The following is a 20,704-nucleotide window of genomic DNA, read 5'->3' on the forward strand; positions in this document are numbered from 1 at the left end:
GCATAAGGAAAGGGGCCGGTCGGGCCGGCCCCGGATGCGCTTTTATCGGGTGGTTTCGGTCAGGCGGCGCCGGACATAGCCCTGCATCAGATCGATCATCGGCTTCATATGCGCCTCGTCGTCGCGGAAGAAGTGGTCCGCGCCCTCGATTTCCTCGTGGGTGACGGTGATGCCCTTCTGCTCGCGCAGCTTGGCCACCAGCGTATGGGTATCCTTGGGCGGCGCCACCCGGTCGGCGGTGCCGTTCACGATCAGCCCCGAGGACGGGCACGGCGCAAGGAAGCTGAAATCATACATGTTCGCAGGCGGCGCGACCGAGATGAAGCCGGTGATCTCGGGGCGGCGCATCAGCAATTGCATCCCGATCCAGGCGCCGAAGCTGAAGCCAGCAACCCAGCAATGCTTGGAATTCGGGTTCATCGCCTGAAGGTAATCCAGTGCCGAGGCGGCATCAGACAGTTCGCCGATGCCCTGATCGAATTCGCCCTGACTGCGCCCCACGCCGCGGAAATTGAACCGCAGTACGGTAAAGCCCATATTGTGGAAGGCATAGTGCAGGTTATAGACAACCCGGTTGTTCATCGTGCCGCCATATTGCGGATGCGGATGCAGCACGATGGCAATGGGCGCGTCGGGTTTGCCGGGCTGAGGATGGTAACGGCCTTCAAGACGACCTTCGGGTCCGGGGAAAATCAGCTCTGGCATGGTGTTCCTTCAAGGCGGTTGAGTTTCTTGACCTATTGGCCTGCGGCTTCTAGTCAGCTATCTGGGAAGCCTGCACGACCTGCGCAAGAAACTAGCCTAGGCGAGATAGCGCAGCCGGATGCCAGCCGTCAATGCACAGGTCCGGAATGACCGATCAAATGCGGAGAAAACGCAATGAAACTGTCCACCAAGGGGCGTTACGCGATCATTGCGCTGGTCGATCTGGCCATTGCGAAGGGGGATGAGCTGACTTCGCTGGCCGAGATCTCGAAGCGGCAGGACATCTCGTTGCCTTATCTGGAGCAGCTTTTCGTCAGGTTGCGGCGGGCGGGGCTGGTGACCTCGGTGCGCGGTCCCGGCGGCGGCTATCGTCTGGCCCGCACCCCCGAGACGATCCGCGTGGCCGAGATCCTGGAGGCCGTGGACGAAACCGTCAGCGCCATGCATGTCGGCGCGGGGGCCTCGGGCGGGGTGTCGGGATCGCGGGCGCAGACGCTGTCGAACCGGCTGTGGGAAAGCCTGTCGGCGCATGTCTATGTGTTCCTGCATAACCATTCGCTGGCCGATGTGGCCAAGAACCAGCTGCTGCCCTGCCCGGCGCTGCCGATGATCCTGAACGTGGTGGACGAATAGGCCGGGTTCAGCCCCGCCGCACCGCCGCCCGCCGGGAATAGCGGTCGGCCAGCTGCGCCCGCCACGGTCGCGTCAGCAGGGTCAGGCGCATCAGTTCCTCGGCCAGATCGACGATGCGGTCATAGCAGGCCCCGGCCCGCATCCGCCCGTCGGGTCCGAATTCGTGATGCACCCGCGCGACCGAGCATTGATGCGGGATGGTCAGCATCCGCATCGAACGCCCCATCACCCGCATATTGTTCAGCGCGTTGAAGCTTTGGCTGCCGCCGCAAACCTGCATCAGCGCCAGCACCTGCCCCTGCGTCGGGCTGATGCCGCCTTCGTCCAGCGGGATATGTTCGACCTGCGCCTTCAGCAGCCCCGACATCTGGCCGTGGGTTTCGGGCGTGGACCACAGCATCGCATCGGCCCATCCGGCCTGCGCGCGCAGCTCGGCAATGGCGGGGTGGCCGTCCTTCTGCTGATCGGGAAACGGCAGGTCCGAGGGATCGAAAATCCGCGCCTCCGCCCCCATCCGCAACAGCAGCCGCGTGGCCTCTTCGGCGGCAAGGCGTGAAAAGCTGCGTTCGCGCAAGCTGCCATACAGCACCAGCACCCGCACGGGCGGATCGGCGGGCGCCAGTTCCGGCAGGGCGTCGGGGTCCAGCGCCGGGAAAACCTCGGGATCCGGCAGGGTCCGCAGCCGCATCACCCGCCCTGCCCCGGCAAAAGATCGAAGATCCTTTCCTTGGGGCGACACAAGGCCGCACCCCGTGGGGTAAAGACGACCGGGCGCTCGATCACGGCGGGATGGGCGGACATGGCGGCGATCAGCGCGTCATCGCTCAGCCCCGGATCGCCCAGGCCCAATTCGTCGTAAGGCGTGTTCTTGCGACGCAGCAATTCACGCGGCGACAGCCCCGCAGCCGTCAGCGCCGCATGCAGTTCGGCGACCGAGGGCGGGTCCTTCTGGTAATCGCGCACCACGGGCTCGATCCCCGCATCGCGCATCGCCGCCAGCACGAAACGAGAGGTCGAGCATTTCGGATTGTGCCAGATGATATGGTCGGACATGCGGCCCCCTTCGGTCATTGCCGGGCAACCTAGCCCGAGGCCTCGGCTATGGGAAGCGCGCTTGATGCCTTGATTTCCTCCATCGACAACAGGGCGGTGACGTTGTGGATCTTCACCTCGCCGATCAGCGACTGATAGAAGCGGTCATAGGCCCGCGCATTGCGCACCTGCACCTTGAGGATATAGTCGATATCGCCCGCCAGCCGGTGCGCCTCGACCACCTCGGGGCGTTCGCGCAGCGCGCGCAGGAACCGCGCCGCCCATTCCTTGTCATGTTCGCTGGTGCGGATCAGCACGAAGAAACAGGCCTCCAGCCCCAGCGCCTCGGGGTCCAGAATCGCCACCTGCCTGCGGATCACGCCCGCCTCTCGCAGCTTGCGGATCCGGTTCCAGACCGGGGTCTTCGAGGCCCCGACACGGTCCGCAATCTGGTCCAGCGACAGGCTGGCATCCTGTTGCAGCAGGGACAGGATTTTGCGGTCCACGTCATCCAGCCGGACAAACGTCTTGTCGCCATCGGGTTTGTCAGGAATCTGTTCCGTCATTTCCACTTTCCTAGTCCATTCATCCTTATTTTCAGGAAGCTATCGCAAAAATACAGAACAAAATTCTATATTACACCTACGAGATTAACGAGGTTCGACAGATGAGCAAAGCCTTCATTCCCAGTGCTGCAAAACCCGGTGTCATCACCGCCAACGATCTGCGCGAAGGCCACAACGTCTGGATGTGCGAGGATGGCTGGACCGCCGATCCCGCGCAGGCGACCCTGTTCGAGGACGAGGCCATCGCCGAGCTGGCGCTGCTCAAGGCCATCGGTCAGGCCGATCTGGTCGTCGGCCCCTATATGGTCGAGGCAAGGCGCGGCCCCAACGGGCCCGAGCCCACCCATTTCCGTGAGGCGTTCCGGCAGACCGGACCCTCGAACTATTTCCACGGCATTCAGGCCGAGAAGCAAGCCGAGGCAAGCCATGTTTGACGCCCGCCCCGTTGATACCGACTATGTGCGCCACCGTGCGGCCCAGTTCCGCGCCCAGGTCGAACGACGCCTGGACGGCAGCCTGACGGAAGAGGAATTCCGCCCGCTGCGGCTGATGAACGGCGTCTATCTGCAACTGCACGCCTATATGCTGCGGATCGCCATTCCCTATGGCACGATCCGCCCCGACCAGATGCGCATGCTGGCCCATCTGGCGCAGCATTACGACAAGGGCTATGGCCACTGGACCACCCGCCAGAACATTCAGTTCAACTGGCCCAAGCTGGTGGATATTCCGGATATGCTGGATCATCTGGCCTCGGTCGGGATGCATGCCATCCAGACCTCGGGCAACACGATCCGCAACACCACCACCGACGCCTTCGCCGGGGCCGCCCCCGACGAAATCGCCGATCCCCGCCCCTATGCCGAGCTGCTGCGCAGCTGGTCCACCGACCATGCCGAGTTCCAGTTCCTGCCGCGCAAGTTCAAGATCGCCATCTCGGGCGGTGCCCGTGACCGCGCCATCGTGGCCGCGCATGATATCGGCCTGCGTCTGGCCCTGCGCGACGGCAAGATCGGCTTCGAGGTCTGGATCGGCGGCGGTCTGGGCCGCACGCCGCTGCTGGGTCAGGTCGTCCGCGACTTCCTGCCCGAAGAGGATCTGCTGCCTTATGTCGAGGCGATCGTGGCGACCTACAACCTCGCCGGGCGTCGCGACAACAAATACAAGGCGCGCATCAAGATCACGGTTTCGGAACGCGGCATCGACACCATGCGGGCCGAGATCGAAGAGGAATTCCTGCGCCGTCGCCGCGACTTCCGCGGCGTCGATCAAGAGGCGCTGGCGCAGTTCCGCGACCGTTTCGCGCCCCCCAGCTTCCGCAATGCGCCGACCGACGATTACGAGGCCGAACGCGCCGCCAATCCGGCCTTCCGCAGCTGGACCGACACCAACCTGCACCCGCACAGGGTCGAGGGCTATGCCAGCGTCATCGTGACCTTCAAGGCGCATGGCAAGACGCCGGGCGACGCCAGCGCCGAACAGATGCGGCTGCTGGCCGATCTGGCCGAGGAATACGGCCATGGCGACATCCGCATCAGCCACGATCAGAACGTGGTGCTGCCGCATATCCACAAATCCGGCCTGCCCGCGATCTATGCCGCGCTGCGCGAGGCCGGGCTGGCCGTCGCCAATGCCGGGCTGACCAGCGACATCATCGCCTGCCCCGGCATGGATTACTGCACGCTGGCCACCGCCCGCTCGATCCCCATCGCGCAGGAAATCGCCACGCATTTCCGCGATGAGGGGCTGGAGGACGAGATCGGCAAGATGAGCATCCGCATCTCGGGCTGCATCAACGCCTGCGGCCATCACCATCTGGGCCATATCGGCATTCTGGGGCTGGATCGCGCCGGGGTCGAAAACTATCAGATCACCCTTGGCGGCGACGGATACGACATTCCGGCCATCGGTCAGCGTGCCGGGGCGGGTTTCCCCGCCGAAGAGGTGGTCCCGGCCATCGACCGGCTGATGCGGGCCTATCTGGAACTGCGCGAGGAGCCCTCGGAACGGTTCATCGACGCCTATCGCCGCCTCGGCCCCGCGCCGTTCAAAGCCGCCCTTTACCCCGCCGAGGCCGCCAATGCTTGATGACACGCTGGACAACCGCGCCGAGCGGCTGAACCAGCGCTATCGCCACCACGCCGCATCCGAGGTGCTGCGGCGGGCGGTCAACGACCCGGATCTGGGTCGCGTGGCGCTGGTGTCAAGCTTTGGTGCCGAATCGGTGGTGCTGCTGCATATGGTCTCGGTCGTGGCACCGGGGCTGCCGGTGCTGTTCATCGACACGCAGATGCTGTTTCCCGAAACGCTGGACTATCAGCGCGAGGTCGCGGCACAGCTGGGCCTGACCAATGTGCAGGTGATCCGCGCCAGCCAGCAGGAGGTCGCGCTGACCGATCCCGACGGCACCCTGCACAGGACCAGCCCGGATGCCTGCTGCAACCTGCGCAAGACCGTCCCGCTGGAACGGGTGCTGTCGGGCTATGACGCCTGGATCACCGGCCGCAAGCGGTTTCAGGGCGGCGAACGCAGCGTGCTGGAGTTCTTCGAGCCCGAGCCGCCGACCCGGCTGCGCGTCAATCCGCTGTCGCATTGGCGGGCCGAGGATGTTCAGGAATATATGGTTGAAAACAACCTGCCGCGTCATCCGCTGGTCGCCAAGGGCTATCCCTCGATCGGTTGCGCGCCCTGCACCTCGCCCGTGAAACCGGGTGAGGATCAGCGCGCAGGCCGCTGGCGCGGCTCGGAAAAAACCGAATGCGGCATTCACTTCATCGGCGGACGCATGGTCCGCGGAAAGGTATCGGCATGAGCGAACAGATCGTCGCCCGCGACGACGGCTTTCACCGCGTGTCCGACACGGCCGGCGTGACGCTGGCCCCGGACACCGACCCCACCGAGCTGTCGGAACATCTGCATCACGAGTTGATCGACATCGAGTTTCCCGCCTTTACCGACGGGCGCGGTTTCTCGCTGGCGCGGCGGCTGCGGGAACTGGGCTTTCAGGGCCGACTGCGCGCCACCGGCAGGCTGATCGCCGATCAATATGCCATGGCCCGCCGCGTCGGCTTTGACGAGGTCGCCGTGGCCGAGGACATCGCCGCCCGCCAGCCCGAGGAACAATGGCTGGCTCGTGCCGACTGGCAGGACTGGAACCACCGGTCCCAGCTTTCCGGCTGACCGCCCCTTTCGTCCGACCGCCATTGCGCCTAAAAGACTCAGGAATTTTGACATGACGCTGGATATCCCCGTGGCCGAAGCCGCTCAGAAACCCGTGAAGACCCTGCCCGATGCGCAGCTCGTGACCTCGGTCAAGCACTGGACCGACCGGCTGTTCTCGTTCCGGGTGGCGCGGCCGCAATCGCTGCGCTTCCGTTCGGGAGAGTTCGTGATGATCGGCCTGCTGGGCGACAACGGCAAGCCGCTGCTGCGCGCCTATTCCATCGCCTCGCCCAACTGGGACGAAGAGCTGGAGTTCTATTCGATCAAGGTGCCGGACGGGCCGCTGACCTCGAAACTGCAACATATCCAGCCGGGCGACGAGATCATCCTGCGCCCCAAACCCGTGGGCACGCTGGTTCTGGACGCGCTGCTGCCGGGCAAGCGGCTGTGGTTTCTGGCCACCGGCACCGGCATTGCGCCCTTCGCCAGCCTGATGCGCGACCCCGAGACCTATGAGCGGTACGAGCAGGTGGTGATGATGCATACCTGCCGCACCGCGGACGAACTGAACTATGGCCGCGAACTGGTCGAGAACCTGCGCCACGATCCGCTTCTGGGGGAACTCTATGGCGAGGATTTCGCCAGCCGGCTGCTGTATTACCCGACCACCACGCGCGAGGAATCGCCACTGATGGGCCGGATCACCGACAACATGACCTCGGGCAAGGTGTTCGAGGATCTGGGCCTGCCCCCGATCAGCGCCGAGACCGACCGGGCGATGATCTGCGGCAGTCTGGCCTTCAACGTCGATGTGAAAGAGGTTCTGGAAGGCTTCGGCCTGCGCGAGGGCGCGAACTCGGAACCCAAGGAATTCGTTGTGGAAAAGGCTTTCGTCGGCGACGGGATCTGATCCTTCCCCTTTTAAGTGCGGAAAATTTTACGGGCGCGGGAATAAATCCGCGCCCTTTTCGTTATTTCTGAACCTCTCCGCGCCATCACGGCGGGGTCACGCGCTTGTTTGGAACCGCCCCACGCAGCGGATGTTATGGAATACGGCAGCGTCACGCCGCCCAGAGGAAAGGAGCACTCATGCGCCGGATCATTCACAACAGCACCGCGATCCTGGCCTGTCTGGCGATCCTCGGCCCGGATATTGCACAGGCGCAGGTGCCGATGCCGCAAATCCAGCTGGCCCAGAACGAGGGCCGGTTGCAGGAAACCGAGCAACGCCAGCGGGAACGCCGCCGTGAACAGCGCCAGCCACAATCCGACCGGCAGGAACGCCGCCAGCAGCAACAGCGCAACGACAACCAGCAGCAACAGACACAACAGCGCGAGCAGCGCGAACAGCGGCAGCAGCAGCAAGCCCAGCAACGCCAACAGCAAGAACGCCGCGAACAGCGTCAACAGCAGCAGGCCGAGCAACGACAGCAGCAGGAACGCCGCGAGCAACGGCAGCAGGAGCAAGCCCAGCAACGCCAGCAGCAGGAACGCCGTGAGCAACGAGAGCAGGAACAGGCCCAGCAACGCCAGCGCGAAGAACGTCAGCGTGAACGGCGCGAGGCGGATCGGGAACAGGCACAAGAACGGCGCGAACGGCAGGAACGCCGCGAGGAACGGGCCGAACGCCAGCAACAAGAGCGACGCGAACAGCGTCAGCAGCAGCGCCGGGACCGCCCCGCGCTTGCCTCGGGCGACACCGCGCGGCAGCGGGCCAGCAACATGCCGGGGCTGCATGGCGTGCTCAGCCGAGAGGTGGATGACGGGCTGCGCCTCGATCAGCTGCGTTGCCTTGGCGGCGGCCGCGCGCCTTGCGCCAATGACGCGCCGATGGTGACGCCGCGCGGCGTGGTGGTGAATACCAACCCGCGCGGAGAACTGGTGCTGGCCCCCTCGGGCCGCCAGATGAACCGTGTCGATGGCGATGGCCGGATCGTGCGCCGCGCCGCCGAAGAGGATACCCGCCGGACCCAATCCGCGATCGAGGCCGCGCTGGAACGCAGCGCCCGCCGCGCCAACGCGCTGGACGATCGCCGTGGCGGCGGCCTGTTCGAGCAGCTGATCACCGAAGGCAACAGCCGCCGCTCATCGCAGGAATTCGGCACCAGCCTGCGTGATGCGCTAAGCGGGAATGACCGCCGCGACCGGCGCAACGACTGGCGCCGCAGCAATGACGACGACGACAGCGGCAGCGACCTGACCAAGGCGCTGGTGCTGGGGCTGGGCGCGCTGGCGGTGGGCAGCATGCTGAACAACAACCGGCAGGTCGCGCTCAGTTCGCCCGACCGGGTGGTGCTGACGCGGCAGGATGGCAGCCAGGAGGTCATCAAGGACGAGGTGGCGCTGCTGCGTCAGCCCGGCTCGACCGTGGCGACCGAAAATTTCGACGACGGCTCGTCGCGCACCATCGTCACCCGCCCCGATGGCAGCAAGGTGGTCACCATCCGCGACGCCGATCTGCGGGTGCTGCGGCGCACGCTGGTGACACCCGACGGGCGCAGCACGCAGCTGATCGACGACACGGCCGAGGTCGAGCCGGTCGATATCGCCTCGCTGCCCGCCCCCGCGCCGGTGCCCGTCGATACCTCCAGCATGGACGAGGCCGCGCTGGCCGCCGCCCTGCGCCGCGAGGCCGATGTGAACCGCAACTTTACCCTTGGCCAGATCCGCAACATCCCCGAAGTCCGCGCGCTGGTCGCCCCCATCGATATCGACGCGATCACCTTCGACACCGGCTCGGCCGCGATCACGACGGATCAGGCGCAGCAACTGTCGGTTCTGGGCCGGGTGATTCAGGACGCCATCGCCGACAACCCGCAAGAGATCTTTCTGATCGAGGGCCATACCGACACCGTGGGCTCGGACGCGATGAATCTGGCGCTGTCGGACCGCCGCGCGGAATCGGTGGCGCTGGCGCTGTCGGAATATTTCGACGTGCCGCCGGAAAATCTGGTCGTGCAGGGCTATGGCGAGCAGTTCCTGAAGGTCCGGGCCGAGGGCGATATCCGCGACAACCGTCGCGCCGCCGTGCGCCGAATCACCGACCTGCTGCACCACGAGGGCTGATCCGGGGGCCTGACCGGCATCACCTGCGCAAGAAAAAGGCCCCTGCGGGGGCCTTTTTTGACGCAAGGCATTTTACAGAAATCGTGGAAATTCGATCTTGGGGCAGCGATCCTGGATCACCGTCAGACCCTGCGCGCGGGCCTTTTGCGCGGCTGATTCGCTGGTAACGCCCAGTTGCGTCCAGATCACCTTCAGCGCGGGCAATGACGCCAGCGCCTCATCCACGATCTGCGGCACGGCCTCGGACCGGCGGAAGATATCGACCATCTGCACCCCCGCCTCGGTGGGGATCTGCGTCAGATCGGCATAGACCACCTCGCCCAGAATCGACTTGCCCGCATGGCCCGGATTTACCGGAATGACCCGATATCCCTGCGATTGCAGGTAACGTGCCACGCCCCATGCCGGGCGCGCCTCGTTCGGCGACAGCCCGACCATCGCAATGGTCCTGACAGTGTGGGCGATTCTTTCGATATCCTCATCTTCCGTGACGGCAGCATCCATGATGGGGCCTCCCTACCTCATCCGTAAGTTGCAACAACCTGTCATAGAAAAGGCGCCCGGTCCAGAAGCTGGCCGGGCGCAAGTCGCGGAACGAGGGACAGTGATCTGAACATGACCGTTCCGTGGTCATGTTCACAAAGATAAATGTGCATCACCGGCAGAAAGTTCCAGCCCCTTCGCGATTTCGTGATTCACAGTCGCGGGAACGAGAGGTCTAGCGCATCGTTTCCCAGACCGCCGCTGCCCGCGCCAGAACCGCATCGCTTTCCACCTCCATCTGGCGCTGCGCCTGCGCCGAGCGCATCAGATAGAGCGTGCTGCCCACAACCATGAAGTAACGCGGATCGCCGCGTTCCATGCGCCCCTCGGACAATGAGACCGGGCAGTTTCCGGCGAAACCGGGGGCATAGCCCTGCGGGTCGGCCTCGAACCTTGCGCGATTGTCCTCGCTGGCGAAATGCCAGATCTTGCCCTTCCACATGGTGGCAATGTCGCTGCGGCCCGGAACCGGGCGCCCCTGCGCGACATAGCCCACGGGGTCATAGCCTTCCAGCGCCCAGTCCTGCGCCACCGCAGCCAGCGGGCAAAGCAGAAGCGCCGTCACAAGAAGAAAAAAGGATCGCATGGCATCCGGAAGGGTGAACGTCAGCCTAGATAGGCGCGCGGGCGACCGATTCTCAATCATCACAGCCATATGTCGCAAGGATTTGATGTGTCACGCCTGCGACGCGGCATAAAGTGCCACCGCCGCCGCGTTCGACACGTTCAGCGACCCGAAGTCGGCGGCAAAGGGTATCCGCGCGATGTGATCGCAGCTTTTCATCGTCAGTTCGCGCATCCCCGGCCCTTCCGAGCCCAGCACCAGACAGATCGCCCGATCCGGCATCTCCGCCAGCACCGCCGGCAGATCCTGCTGCCCGGTCCCGTCCAGGCCGATCAGCGTGAACCCCATGTTCTTCAGCTGTTTCAGCGCCTCGGCCAGATTGGGCACGCGCAGATAGGGCTGACGCTCCAGCGCGCCCGAGGCGGTCTTGGCCAGCGCCCCGGTTTCCGGCGCGGAATGGCGGGCCGGCGCGATCACCGCCCTTGCCCCGAACACTTCGGCCGAACGCAGGATCGCCCCGATATTATGCGGATCGCTGACCCGGTCCAGCGCCACCAGCAGCGGCCGCCTCTCGCCCGGGGCCTCGCGCAGCACGACATCGCTGAGTCCGCCCCATTTCAACGGCCGAACCTCCAGCGCGGCGCCCTGATGAACGCTGTCGGGGGCCAGCGGCACGGCCTTGGCAAAGACCCGCGGATCGGTGATCTCGGGCACGGCGCCATGCAGATCGCCCAGCCGGTCCAGCGCATTCTGGGTGATGACCAGCCGCAGCTTTTCCCGGGCCGGATTGGCCAGCGCATCGCGCACCGCATGCAGCCCGAACAGCCAGACGGTCTCGGCCGCCGAGGCCCGGCGCCCGCGTTCCTTGTCGATCACCCAGGTCGGTTTTCTGGATTTCTCCGGTTTGTCGGACATGCCACGATCCCTTTTCTGCGCAATTCTCTCTGCGCGTCGAAAAGCTTGGACGCAAGCCCCGGAAATGCGCTTGACGCCCCGCTCTTGGACGGATAATCACCCCCCACGCCGATGGTGAGGCGGGCGACGTGCTGCAAGGTGCGGCAGCGGACTGTAACTCCGCCGGGGAGACCCATGCCTGGTTCGATTCCAGGGTCGCCCACCATTCTTTCAAATCAAAGACTTAGGTGGAACTTCTCGAAACAGTTTAGGCTGTTTTGGACGCGCCGTGTAAGCAATATGTAAGCAGGATGCTTAGATTTCTCGCGAACATGTGAGGGCTGACAGATTGACTATGTATCACGCCGCGATACATTGAAGCCATGTTACAAAGCACCAGAGGAAAGCTGGCCGCCGATGCGGTAAAGGATCGGTTCGGCAAGGGCTTCCCTTCTGATCTGGTGAAGCGCACCCGTGCGATGCTGTCGGCGCTTCATGCGGCCACTGTGCTTGAAGACCTGCGGTTTCCTCCGGGAAACCATCTTGAGGAACTGAAAGGCGACCGGGCGGGGCAACATTCCGTCCGCATCAACAAACAATGGCGCATCTGCTTTGTGTGGACGGAAACCGGCCCCGCGGATGTCGAAATCGTGGACTACCATTGAAAGGGGAATGCCGATGATCGCTCTTACCAATCCGTCGCACCCCGGCGAAGTGCTTGCCGAACTGTTCCTGCAACCGCTCGACATGAGCGCGGGCGCGTTGGCCAAGCGTCTGGACGTCCCGCGCACCCGGATAGAACGGCTTGTGAAGGGCGTGACGCCCGTCACCGCTGACACGGCGCTGCGGCTGTCGGCGTTCTTCGGGAATACCGCCGAATTCTGGATGAACCTTCAGCGTGCCTATGATCTCACCGAAGCGCGCGGCCATGTGGACGTTTCCGGTATCAAGCCGCTGCAAGCGGCCTGACGCCTCCAGCGCATCGGAAATGAAAACGCCCGACCGAAGCCGGGCGCTCATGCGTTGTGTCGGGCGCCGATCAGTCGGCCATCTCGCCACAGATTTCTTGCCCCACGATCAGCAGCCGGGCCGCCGCGGCGTCCGCGATCGCCAGCACCGCTTTGCACTCATCCGAAAGGGCGGCCAGCGTGTCCGACAGATCGGTCAGGGCTTCCGGGTCGTCCTCGAAGTCGCGGCGCAATTCGTCTTGCGTCTTTGCGACCGTCAGGGCCGCCATGCGGGCCCGCGCACCGAACAGTCGTTCGCGATCTGCGCTGAATGCCCCCGCCTGCATGGCGACGGCATCGAAATGGGGCTTTTGTGCCTGCGCGCCGGTGCTTCTGGTTTCCTCGGGCGTGCCGTGGGTGGTATGATCGTTGGTAGCCATTCGCGATCTCCTGTCGATCGGGTTTCGGTTAGGGCCGGTTAAGAGGGGCAAACTCTTGCCCGGCCCGCTTCGATCTACTACACTCTCCAACATAATACAACAACATTGTTGGAGAACGTAGTAGATGGCTAAGGGCGCCCCGATCGGGTTTCGCATCGACCCCGAAATCAAGGCGGCGCTTGAGGCCGCCGCGAAAGCTGACGATAGATCGGTTTCGTCGCTGGTGACGATCGTCTTGCGCGACTGGCTGCGCGAAAACGGCCATCTGCCGAAGGACTGACGCTGCCCCGCGGCCTTAGCGCGGTTCGTCGATCAGTTGCAGCGTCCCGTCGGGCAGCGGCCGTTGCATGTCCGGCGCGGGATGCCCCGCCAACCATGCCCGCCATTCGTCCGGCCTGGTCAGGATCACCGGCATGGCTTTGGGATGGACGGCCTTCACCTCGGAGTTCGGCTCGCAGGTCAGGAACGCAAACAGGTCGTCCTTCGTCTCGCCGTCCTTCACCTTCCGCACCGATCGCCAGTCCCGAACCTCGATGCCGGCAAAGAACATCTGCGCGTCAGGATCGGCCGCCGCAAACCATTGGTTGCCCCGGCCCTTTCCCAGCGGCTCGGCGAAGCTGGTCAGCGGAACAAGACAACGGTTGTCCGGCCCCAGCCATCGGCGCCAATGGGCAGACCCGAGATTGCGCACGTTCGTCACGCCAGGATCACGAGCGGTTTTCAGGACGCTGGGCGGTGACGGCATGCCCCAACGCGCTTTGACCAGTTCCGGCCCGTCCGCGCCGTGCCTAACGATCGGCGCCATCTGGTCGGGATAGAACATGCCCGGTTGCAGGTTGCCCGCTTGATCGGACAGGCTTTCAATGATCCGGCGCATGGCCTCTTGCGTGGACGTGTTGGAATAAAGATTGCACATGCGGTCACGCCTTTTCGTCGCGCCATATCCAGCGTTCGACCTTGCGAACAGGACGGCGCACGGTCAAGCCCTCGACCAGTTCGGCCGCCATCGGGTAATGCCACCGCATCACCATGTATTCCTTCGTCCGGCAGCGCGAACAGGGCCACAGCGGTATATGCGCCTGATGGTCAGGATTGGGGGCCACCTTCACCAGATCGGACGCCCAATAGTTGACCTGTCGGCGGCAGCCATTGCAGCGCATGACGATCATGAGGCCGTCATGCGCGCATGTGCGGATCGTTCTGTTGACCGTAGGATTGTTTGACGGGACCGCGGGCATGGTGCTGACAGATTACCGGAAGCGTTCAACCGGCCAGGTTTCTGTAGCGTTGGCCCGGACCTTCTCCAGCGCATGTTCGATCGTATCGACCTGGCCGGAAGCGCGTTCGTCGGTGATCGTCTGCCATAGCCATTTTAACCCCTTGTCGGGGATATTCTGCAACCGGACACGGCCCACAACCCAACCGTCGCGCTTGACCAACCAGTCATCGCCTATGACCCGCCCGTCGATGGTCATCTTCCTGCGCGTCCACTTCGCCATGCCTCGATTCCTTTCGAGGCAATGAGAACATAGAGGGAACACTTAGGCAAGGCGCCCGGTAATCAGGTCTTCGCGATTGCGCCGGTTGGGACTGACGGGTGGCGGGGAAGCGGCAGATTTTGGGGTGTGTTCATCGCGAGGCGCTACCAGATAAGCTTGATGCCTGACATCACGAGTAGAAACGACAATATCCCGCGCAGCCAGCGGTCAGATAGAAAACGGCTGCCGATATAGGCCCCGATGGTCCCGCCAGCGGCAACAGCAACGAGCCATGCGGGAAGCGATGAGGGGATATGATCCCAAGCGGCATACGCCCCGATTAGCGCCGCGAAGGAGTTTATGAGATTGTAAACTGCCGTAGTGGCGGCTGTCTGCCGCGCCGTTCCCCAGTTCATCGTCAGGATAATGGGGGCTAGGAATACGCCGCCGCCTGTGCCGGTCGTCCCCGAGACGAAACCGATGATTGCCCCCGTGACTAACGCCGCCGCAAAAGGGGGCGTGGCAGGCGCATCCGATCCAGCAGCTTTGCCCATAAACGCTGTTCGGGCCATCTGAAGCGCAGAAAGGATCAGAACCGCCCCGACCACCGGAAAATAGACGTTCTCGGACAGGTGAACTGCGCCGCCCAGCATCGAGAAGGGGAAGCCCAGCACAGCGAAGGGCCAGACATTTCGCCATGATAGCCTTCCCGCCCGCAGGAACAGGGCGGTGCCGATGCCGGCAACCAGCAGATTCAGAGAAAGGGCCGTCGTTTTCATGGCAAGGGGCGCAAAACCTGCCAATCCCATGATGGCGATATAGCCCGAAGCCCCGGCCTGCCCGACCGCCGCATAGATCAGAGCCGTGGCCAGAAATGCCATCGAGAGCAGAAGTGTTTCGCTGTTCAAAGTATTCCCTTAGCCTGCGACAGTCCCACTGTATGCCCCCTGTGAAGGTTTGCGCCAAGGGCAGATACTGGGTTGAAAGCTACCACCCACAGCAGCGCCCCGCGCGGGATGGACGAAATGGCCTGCTGACCGGCCCCGCGTCACGGGGGATCGGGCTATTCGGGCTCGGGCCCAAAGTTCCAGAAAACGGCAATTTTGTGCGGGCATGGCACGGCCGTTTTCGGGGTGAATTTGGAGTGATACCGGGGGGGGTGGGTCCGGGGGTGCGGCCCGGCCCTTCCCGCCTGGGCGCGCGCCGCGATCATTGCAGAATGGCTGGTGCCTCATGCGTCGGTGCAGGTCTGGCGGCAATCGCCCGCTGGGCCAGGTCGTGCAGATCGCCTTCAATACAGATGTTGTGGCAGGCGTTGCGCAGCCATCTGGCGATGATCGGCGCCACATGATCGGCGACGTCCGGCCTCGGCCCCCGGTCCAGCTTGCCCCACAGCGCCGCCATATGCACGGCGCCGCTTATGCCCTTGCTGGCCATGTTCCGCTGTGCGGGATCGGGAAACATCGCCAGCACCGGACTGTTCACCAATGCCAGAGCGCCGATGATCTGCAACGCCCATTCCTTGGATATGCGCCCGCGCTCATAGAGCCGATCGAGCGAACAGAGCGCATGGGAAACATAATACGCTGTGTTATCGCCCGCTGCGGCGCGTTGCAGAAAGCCGATGATCATCCTGGCCCGTTCGTCCGGCGTCATACGCGCGCCGTGGTTTATGGGAAAGCCTGTTCTCATTTCTCTGCCTATTGCTGAAGATGTGCCGCGCCCTGATCCGGGTCGGTGTTCAGGCGCCTGCCATGTCGTTTCAAGATCAGCCCCGACATATCGACCAGCCCCGCGATGTAGCGTTGCCGCAGCGCCCGGCCATCAATTTCGGCCAGCGCCGCGACGGTCAGCAACTCGGGACTGCGCCGCAACCATATGTCCGCATGGCGCCGGACGGGCTCGCGTTCCCCCGCCGTCAGGCCGGTGCCGTATCCTGTGGCGTCCAGCAACGCGGTTTCGATCACCCGCGCCCATAGCTGACGACAAGCGGCTGCCTCGACGGGGATCGGTGAAACCGGCGACGCGGGCGGCGCGCGCCGGCCGATGCCCCGGACAGGGACGGCCCGGCCCGATCGGGCGGGGCCGCCGGAAAGATCAATCTGCACCGATAAATTCATCGAACGCCTGGTCCGCTTCGCTGTAACCGCCCAATTCCTCATTCACGATGTTGGCAAGCTGCGGCACGCGCAGCCCATGAGAGCGCAGGAACCGGCGGCCCATCAGTTGCGCATCATAGGGGTTATGTTTGCGCAGCAGCGCGGCGGCCAGCGTCGGGTCGTCCATTGCCTTGGTCATCAACTCGTTGATCGCGGCGGCCTGCACCTGCCGGGACCGGCCCCGGACCCAGCCCGCCAGCAGGTGGATGCCTGCGATCGGTTTGGACATCTGGCCGCGCTGGACGGAACGCAGCGTCGAGGAAACCGACGTGGCGGTAAGCGCCGGGTCGATCTTGCCTTGCAGGCTGATCGAGGCGGTGCCCGACGATGCCGGGGGCTTGGCGCGCAAGGCGCTTTCGCTGTCGATCAGCGCAGAACCAATCTCGCGCAGGTTCTTCAGGTGGGTTTCGCTGCCCTGCCACAATTCGTCCATGACGGCCTGAACCTTCGGGTTCTTCAGGAAACCATCCAGCACGCGACCATTCCAGACGATATTGCCCGCCGCGTCGTGGCCGGAATTGGTGGTCGTCCGGGCCATGTCCTCGAAGAAAGCAGCGCGCGCGTTCTTCAGGTTCTGCGGCGATCGTCCGGCCGTATCCAGAACCTCCTTGATCGCCTGCCGGGGCTGCGCAGACTTCCACACGCCCCGCATGGCGTCCGCAACGCCCGTATCATCGTGGCGGGTGAACCGGCCAACGGGGGAATTGCTGCCCGGTGCATAGCGGCCTTCCTGCGCCTTGACGAACGCCTCGGCCTGATCCAGTTGCGTGCGGCTGACGCCTGCGGCCTCCAGCGCGGCGCGGGCATCGGGGAAATCGTCAAACTGATAGGCCCGCTGGGTCAGAAAGCGGTTCAGGCTGTCCTGATTGCGCAGCGCGCCGGCGTTGCCCGCATCGGCCAGTATCTGGTCGCGAACCGCGCCGCGCGTGCCTTCGCGGGTGCCGGTCAGGCGCATCGTGTCGCGGTATCCGGTTTCGCTGCCGGTCACACGCGGCCCGATGGCCTCTGTCGCCAGTTTCGGCCGATCATGCGCGGTCTGGTCGAGAATGCGCGACGGCAGGTTGCCGTCCTCGAAATCGGCCGCCACCGACCGGCGCAAGCCGCGCGCGGTTTCATCCAAGGCCCGCGTCTCGGGCGACATGGCGCCGTCAATCTCGCGGCGCAGCGCATCGTTCATGCGTGAAATGGCGCGATGTTCCGGCGCGCGCCCGGCGGCCAATGCCTCGCGCTGGCGGGTCGTCAGCCCATGCCGCAATGACAGCGCCTCTGACAGCGGGATTTCTGCGGCGACGTCGGGCTGACGCATGACCGGGGCGCCGAACATATCGACCAGTCCTGTCGCCTCGGGCGATGATGCGTCCGGGGCGATCCTGCGGGCGGTCCCCATGACATCGGCCGGCACATAGGCGTCCTGTTCATAGGCCGTCATCCGGTCGGCCTCGCCGCGCAGCGCCCGATATGGCGCCCCGGCCTCGATCCGGTCATTCGCCATTGCAGCGTCGCGGGCCTCATAGGCCTGACGGTATTCGGCGGTGCGCTCGCCGTGCAGGTTCGTCATGTCGTCGCGGATCATCTGGCCGCGGTCGATCGGCTGCATCCGGGGGCGCACGGCGTCCAATGCGTCATCCAGTTGCGCGCGGGCGGTGCCTGCGGTGCCGCGGGCGCTGTCGATGATCGCGCCTGCACTGTCGCGCACGGTATCCAGAAAGGCCGGGGCGTTCCCATCGGGGATAAGGCCGCGGATATGATCGCCAACAGCCGACATGTTCCGTTCGCGGCGCATATTGGCCGCTCCCGGCGCCAGCGCCTCGGTGTTATAGGCCAGCGATCGGATGCCGCTGTCGCCCGCCCTGTCGGCCGTGCCAGCGCGATAACCGGGCACCAGGTTCTCCAGCGCGGTCGGGTTGTCCAGCCGATCGGCCAGAACATCCGCGTCCAGCGGCCTGCCCGCGAAACGTTCCGCCTGCATGGTGGTCGAATTGTCCACCAGCCTGTCGGCCACGGCCTCGCCCGCAATGCTTTCCTGAAAGCGGGGCGATCCGCTGACATGACGGCCGATATTGGCGACAGATCGGCCGATGCCTTCGGCGGCGCCTGCGATACCCAGCCCGCCAAGGCCGCCGACAAGATCGGTCCACCACGTCCCGCCGTCGCCGCCGGTGGCCGCGTCATGGGCCATATTGGCCGCTGCGGCGCCCGATCCTGCGGCCACGGCGCCCGCCATCTCTCGGGTGACTGCGGCGCGGGGGTTGCGCACGAACGGTTCGACCAGGTTGCGGATGCCCTCATGCGTCGCGCGGCGCACCGCAGGATTGCCGACGAAGTTTTCGCCATAGCGCAGCGCGGCGCCCACCGGCAGGGCCGATGCGCCGACCTCATTGCCGACGCGTTCCGCGAACCGGCCCGTCTGGGTCTGGGGCTCATAGTCCAGCGCCCCGAAGCCATTGGTGAAGTCCTGCAACGTGACCGGCGCTGTCCGGGTGCCCTCGGGAACGGAAAAGCCGTCGCCTGCAATCCAGTTATCGAAGGCCGCCCCCGCATCGGTGATCGAGCCGATATCGGGGTAAGCGTCTTCCATGCCGGGGATCAGTTTCGGCAGGTTCAGCACGCGGGGCAGATTGTTGATGCCATGCACGGCAGCATCGGGAATGGCCGTCACCCCGTCACGAACGCCCTTGGCCCCGGATGCGGCCACGTCCAGAAACCAGTTGTTGACCGGGTCGTCATCGGTCGCGCCGGGCGCCACGGTGCCATCGGCATAGATCGGCGGGGCGATCAGCGCGGCCTCTTGCTCCAGCGCGGACGGCTCGGCGGGTGCCGGTGCGGCCTGCGGCTGGTCGCGCAGCGTTATCGCGATTTCCAGCAACCGGCGCGCATCGTCCGCTTCGCCCGCGGCATCGGCCTGCCTTGCGGCGGCCATCACTTCGTCAAAGTTCATGGCTGCAATCCGTATTTGCGGAACAGATCGTCATTGCCGCCGGCCTGGTTGGCCGGGGGCGGCGTGGTCGTGCTGCCATCGCCCAGACCCGGAACCGGGCCGGTGCTGGCAACGGAGTTCTGTTCGAGCGACTGGCGCAAGGTGGCCTCGCGCGTGTTCAGCATGGTGATAGCTTCATCCAGCGCATTGGTGCCCCGGAAGGCGTTGCTCAAACCGCCGTCGAGGCCCAGCGATTGACGCCAGTTCTTGACGTCTTCATTCGACAGCCGTTCGCCAGACTGAACCTTTGCGATCTGGTAGACGAACAGGTTTTTCAGGAAGTCGATACGGGGCAGCGCCGGGTTCAGCACGCCGCCCGCCCCGATCAATCCGGCATCTGCGACGCCGTTCTGGATGTCCTGGAAAACGTCGTGATAACCATTGCCGAACAACTGGCCGATTTCGCCGCCGGTGGAAATCGCATCCTGCGCGGTCCCCTGCAACCAGCCGACCGCGCCCAGCGCACCGGGGTTTTCTTGCAGCAAAGGCAGAAGGCGGTTCGCCGTGGATTTTGCCGCCTCGACCTCCAGGAGGTCGGTTTGAATGCGGTTCTGTGGCGTCCGGCCCAACCCCATTGCATCGGCGTCGCCGGTCGCATTGGCGCTGAACGGGATCGTGCCTGCGGGCAGCGGGTTGCCGGTTCTTGCCTCGACATAGCCGCCGTGATCCTCGACCGCGCCGGTCACGCGGCCATCGGGCGTCCGCACGGATTTGATGCCGGGGATTTTCGATCTGTCCTCATAGACCCCCATTCCTGCGGCTTCATGCGGCCGGGCCAGAATGGCATTGCCGTCAGCATCCACCGCGTTGACCGGGTCTTTCGAGCCGCCCAGAACCCAATTCGCAAAGTCCGGGTCGTCCAGTGCCGCCTGCCCGAGAAGCTGACCCTCGACCTCTGTTTTCGACAAGGGTTTGGGCGCGCCGGCCTGGTCGATACCGCCGACATTGCCGCCGGTCGCCCATGCCGCGACGTCGTCCGGCACCTGTCGCACCTCGCCTTGCGCCAGCGGTGCCGAGACATGGCCGAAGATATTGCCCTTCAGGGTGTTGTCGCTGGTGTATTTCGTTCCGGCCAGTGCCTGATCGTGGCCGTAAATGGCTGCTTCCCGCGTCAGGTCTTGCCCGCGCCGATTGGTCGCGTCGCCCATCTGCACCGCGCCCCAGGATTGGTTCGGCGTGTAGAGCCCCGCCGCGATGCCGGCGCGGTCGTCGATCGGGCCCTCGCCGCTGGCGAACATGTCGATCAACGAAAGCTGTTGCGCCTGCCGAGCGGCCTGCTGCCGGTTCAGATCGGCCGCCGCATAACCGGCCACGTCCGATCCGCTCATCGGGGCGAACATGCCCGCAAGGCTCTCGAACGCGGCGCCCAGCGACGGATCGTTATATCTGTTGGCCCTGATATTCATGCGTCACTCCTACAGCCCCGCGTGTGTGGTGTTATAATACCACAATGTCAGCGAAAAACACCCTGAAAATCAGATGAAACGATGAAAAACTGCACTGAATTTGCGCGGAAATGATCGCGATACGGTATCTG

The 20,704-nt window shown here is 64.5% G+C and carries 27 protein-coding genes and 1 tRNA gene; 11 read left to right on the top strand and 17 right to left on the bottom strand.

Annotated elements, in window-relative coordinates:
- Window positions 1-42 precede the first annotated feature (42 nt).
- Window positions 43-705: an alpha/beta hydrolase gene (locus JHW40_RS17040; RefSeq protein ID WP_090611033.1), complete on the bottom strand. Its 663-nt coding sequence runs from the start codon at window positions 703-705 to the stop codon at window positions 43-45.
- 174 nt (window positions 706-879) lie between these two features.
- On the opposite strand from JHW40_RS17040, the gene iscR reads away from it, so the two are divergent.
- Entirely contained in the window at window positions 880-1,338 is a 459-nt protein-coding gene (gene iscR / locus JHW40_RS17045) for a Fe-S cluster assembly transcriptional regulator IscR (RefSeq protein WP_090611034.1), read from the top strand.
- A 7-nt stretch (window positions 1,339-1,345) separates the two neighbouring features.
- On the opposite strand, the gene JHW40_RS17050 is transcribed toward iscR, so the two are convergent.
- From JHW40_RS17050 to JHW40_RS17060, 3 genes are read right to left on the bottom strand one after another with little or no spacing between them, the layout of a single operon-like run.
- Window positions 1,346-2,026 carry an NADPH-dependent FMN reductase gene (locus JHW40_RS17050; RefSeq protein WP_211657244.1) on the bottom strand — a complete coding sequence of 227 codons (681 nt, stop codon included), beginning with the start codon at window positions 2,024-2,026 and terminating at the stop codon, window positions 1,346-1,348.
- Entirely contained in the window at window positions 2,026-2,391 is a 366-nt protein-coding gene (gene arsC, locus JHW40_RS17055; RefSeq protein WP_090611036.1) for an arsenate reductase (glutaredoxin), read from the bottom strand. The genes JHW40_RS17050 and arsC overlap by 1 nt, the downstream gene beginning before the upstream one ends.
- A gap of 29 nt (window positions 2,392-2,420) precedes the next feature.
- Entirely contained in the window at window positions 2,421-2,936 is a 516-nt protein-coding gene (locus tag JHW40_RS17060) for an Lrp/AsnC family transcriptional regulator (protein WP_090611037.1), read from the bottom strand.
- 101 nt (window positions 2,937-3,037) lie between these two features.
- Between JHW40_RS17060 and JHW40_RS17065 the strand changes: the two genes are divergently transcribed.
- From JHW40_RS17065 to JHW40_RS17085, 5 genes are read left to right on the top strand one after another with little or no spacing between them, the layout of a single operon-like run.
- On the top strand, window positions 3,038-3,370 hold the full coding sequence (locus JHW40_RS17065; RefSeq protein ID WP_090611038.1) for a DUF2849 domain-containing protein: 333 nt from the start codon (window positions 3,038-3,040) through the stop codon (window positions 3,368-3,370).
- On the top strand, window positions 3,363-5,024 hold the full coding sequence (locus tag JHW40_RS17070; RefSeq protein ID WP_090611039.1) for a nitrite/sulfite reductase: 1,662 nt from the start codon (window positions 3,363-3,365) through the stop codon (window positions 5,022-5,024). Before JHW40_RS17065 ends, JHW40_RS17070 begins: the two co-directional genes overlap by 8 nt.
- Window positions 5,017-5,748, top strand: a complete 732-nt coding sequence (locus JHW40_RS17075; RefSeq protein ID WP_090611040.1) for a phosphoadenylyl-sulfate reductase — start codon at window positions 5,017-5,019, stop codon at window positions 5,746-5,748. The genes JHW40_RS17070 and JHW40_RS17075 overlap by 8 nt, the downstream gene beginning before the upstream one ends.
- Window positions 5,745-6,116: a DUF934 domain-containing protein gene (locus JHW40_RS17080; protein ID WP_090611041.1), complete on the top strand. Its 372-nt coding sequence runs from the start codon at window positions 5,745-5,747 to the stop codon at window positions 6,114-6,116. Before JHW40_RS17075 ends, JHW40_RS17080 begins: the two co-directional genes overlap by 4 nt.
- Before the next feature lie 52 nt (window positions 6,117-6,168).
- On the top strand, window positions 6,169-7,008 hold the full coding sequence (locus JHW40_RS17085; RefSeq protein WP_090611042.1) for a ferredoxin--NADP reductase: 840 nt from the start codon (window positions 6,169-6,171) through the stop codon (window positions 7,006-7,008).
- 11 nt (window positions 7,009-7,019) lie between these two features.
- On the opposite strand, the gene JHW40_RS17090 is transcribed toward JHW40_RS17085, so the two are convergent.
- Window positions 7,020-7,835 (bottom strand): hypothetical protein, encoded by an 816-nt coding sequence (locus JHW40_RS17090; RefSeq protein ID WP_170851757.1) that lies wholly within the window; start codon window positions 7,833-7,835, stop codon window positions 7,020-7,022.
- On the opposite strand from JHW40_RS17090, the gene JHW40_RS17095 reads away from it, so the two are divergent.
- Window positions 7,821-9,164: an OmpA family protein gene (locus tag JHW40_RS17095; protein WP_170851758.1), complete on the top strand. Its 1,344-nt coding sequence runs from the start codon at window positions 7,821-7,823 to the stop codon at window positions 9,162-9,164. The two genes, JHW40_RS17090 and JHW40_RS17095, sit on opposite strands and share 15 nt — an antisense overlap.
- Before the next feature lie 72 nt (window positions 9,165-9,236).
- Here JHW40_RS17095 and JHW40_RS17100 read toward each other — a convergent pair whose 3' ends face one another.
- The 3 genes from JHW40_RS17100 to rlmB form a co-directional block, all read right to left on the bottom strand.
- A complete protein-coding gene (locus JHW40_RS17100; protein WP_090611044.1) occupies window positions 9,237-9,668 on the bottom strand; it encodes a CoA-binding protein in 432 nt (143 codons plus the stop codon).
- Between the two features lie 214 nt (window positions 9,669-9,882).
- Window positions 9,883-10,293 carry a YHS domain-containing (seleno)protein gene (locus JHW40_RS17105; protein ID WP_090611045.1) on the bottom strand — a complete coding sequence of 137 codons (411 nt, stop codon included), beginning with the start codon at window positions 10,291-10,293 and terminating at the stop codon, window positions 9,883-9,885.
- Between the two features lie 90 nt (window positions 10,294-10,383).
- The gene (gene rlmB, locus JHW40_RS17110) at window positions 10,384-11,187 is read right to left on the bottom strand and encodes a 23S rRNA (guanosine(2251)-2'-O)-methyltransferase RlmB (protein ID WP_090611046.1); all 804 of its coding nucleotides are present in this window, start codon (window positions 11,185-11,187) and stop codon (window positions 10,384-10,386) included.
- 121 nt (window positions 11,188-11,308) lie between these two features.
- Here rlmB and JHW40_RS17115 point away from each other — a divergent pair.
- The 3 genes from JHW40_RS17115 (at window position 11,309) to JHW40_RS17125 (ending at window position 12,135) form a co-directional block, all read left to right on the top strand.
- A tRNA-Tyr gene (locus JHW40_RS17115) sits at window positions 11,309-11,392 on the top strand.
- A 157-nt stretch (window positions 11,393-11,549) separates the two neighbouring features.
- On the top strand, window positions 11,550-11,831 hold the full coding sequence (locus tag JHW40_RS17120) for a type II toxin-antitoxin system RelE/ParE family toxin (protein WP_090611047.1): 282 nt from the start codon (window positions 11,550-11,552) through the stop codon (window positions 11,829-11,831).
- Window positions 11,832-11,844: 13 nt separating this feature from the next.
- On the top strand, window positions 11,845-12,135 hold the full coding sequence (locus tag JHW40_RS17125; RefSeq protein ID WP_090611048.1) for a HigA family addiction module antitoxin: 291 nt from the start codon (window positions 11,845-11,847) through the stop codon (window positions 12,133-12,135).
- A gap of 70 nt (window positions 12,136-12,205) precedes the next feature.
- On the opposite strand, the gene JHW40_RS17130 is transcribed toward JHW40_RS17125, so the two are convergent.
- Window positions 12,206-12,553, bottom strand: coding sequence for a hypothetical protein (locus tag JHW40_RS17130; RefSeq protein WP_090611049.1), 348 nt, complete (start codon window positions 12,551-12,553; stop codon window positions 12,206-12,208).
- A gap of 124 nt (window positions 12,554-12,677) precedes the next feature.
- Between JHW40_RS17130 and JHW40_RS17135 the strand changes: the two genes are divergently transcribed.
- The gene (locus JHW40_RS17135) at window positions 12,678-12,833 is read left to right on the top strand and encodes a hypothetical protein (RefSeq protein ID WP_170851759.1); all 156 of its coding nucleotides are present in this window, start codon (window positions 12,678-12,680) and stop codon (window positions 12,831-12,833) included.
- Between the two features lie 15 nt (window positions 12,834-12,848).
- Here JHW40_RS17135 and JHW40_RS17140 read toward each other — a convergent pair whose 3' ends face one another.
- The 8 genes from JHW40_RS17140 to JHW40_RS17175 all read right to left on the bottom strand — a co-directional run bounded on the left by JHW40_RS17140 (window position 12,849) and on the right by JHW40_RS17175 (window position 20,573).
- Window positions 12,849-13,469: an SOS response-associated peptidase gene (locus tag JHW40_RS17140; protein WP_090611050.1), complete on the bottom strand. Its 621-nt coding sequence runs from the start codon at window positions 13,467-13,469 to the stop codon at window positions 12,849-12,851.
- A 4-nt stretch (window positions 13,470-13,473) separates the two neighbouring features.
- Window positions 13,474-13,722, bottom strand: coding sequence for a hypothetical protein (locus JHW40_RS17145; protein WP_244519133.1), 249 nt, complete (start codon window positions 13,720-13,722; stop codon window positions 13,474-13,476).
- Between the two features lie 81 nt (window positions 13,723-13,803).
- Window positions 13,804-14,052, bottom strand: coding sequence for a hypothetical protein (locus JHW40_RS17150; protein ID WP_090611052.1), 249 nt, complete (start codon window positions 14,050-14,052; stop codon window positions 13,804-13,806).
- A 143-nt stretch (window positions 14,053-14,195) separates the two neighbouring features.
- Window positions 14,196-14,939: a sulfite exporter TauE/SafE family protein gene (locus JHW40_RS17155; protein ID WP_090611053.1), complete on the bottom strand. Its 744-nt coding sequence runs from the start codon at window positions 14,937-14,939 to the stop codon at window positions 14,196-14,198.
- A 301-nt stretch (window positions 14,940-15,240) separates the two neighbouring features.
- Window positions 15,241-15,687, bottom strand: a complete 447-nt coding sequence (locus JHW40_RS17160) for a hypothetical protein (RefSeq protein ID WP_090611054.1) — start codon at window positions 15,685-15,687, stop codon at window positions 15,241-15,243.
- 44 nt (window positions 15,688-15,731) lie between these two features.
- A complete protein-coding gene (locus JHW40_RS17165) occupies window positions 15,732-16,139 on the bottom strand; it encodes a hypothetical protein (protein ID WP_090611055.1) in 408 nt (135 codons plus the stop codon).
- Window positions 16,129-19,128 (bottom strand): hypothetical protein, encoded by a 3,000-nt coding sequence (locus JHW40_RS17170; protein WP_090611056.1) that lies wholly within the window; start codon window positions 19,126-19,128, stop codon window positions 16,129-16,131. Before JHW40_RS17170 ends, JHW40_RS17165 begins: the two co-directional genes overlap by 11 nt.
- Window positions 19,125-20,573: a hypothetical protein gene (locus JHW40_RS17175; RefSeq protein ID WP_090611057.1), complete on the bottom strand. Its 1,449-nt coding sequence runs from the start codon at window positions 20,571-20,573 to the stop codon at window positions 19,125-19,127. The genes JHW40_RS17170 and JHW40_RS17175 overlap by 4 nt, the downstream gene beginning before the upstream one ends.
- Window positions 20,574-20,704: the final 131 nt, after the last annotated feature.

The organism is Paracoccus alcaliphilus, assembly GCF_028553725.1.
GTDB classification, from domain to species: Bacteria; Pseudomonadota; Alphaproteobacteria; order Rhodobacterales; family Rhodobacteraceae; genus Paracoccus; species Paracoccus alcaliphilus.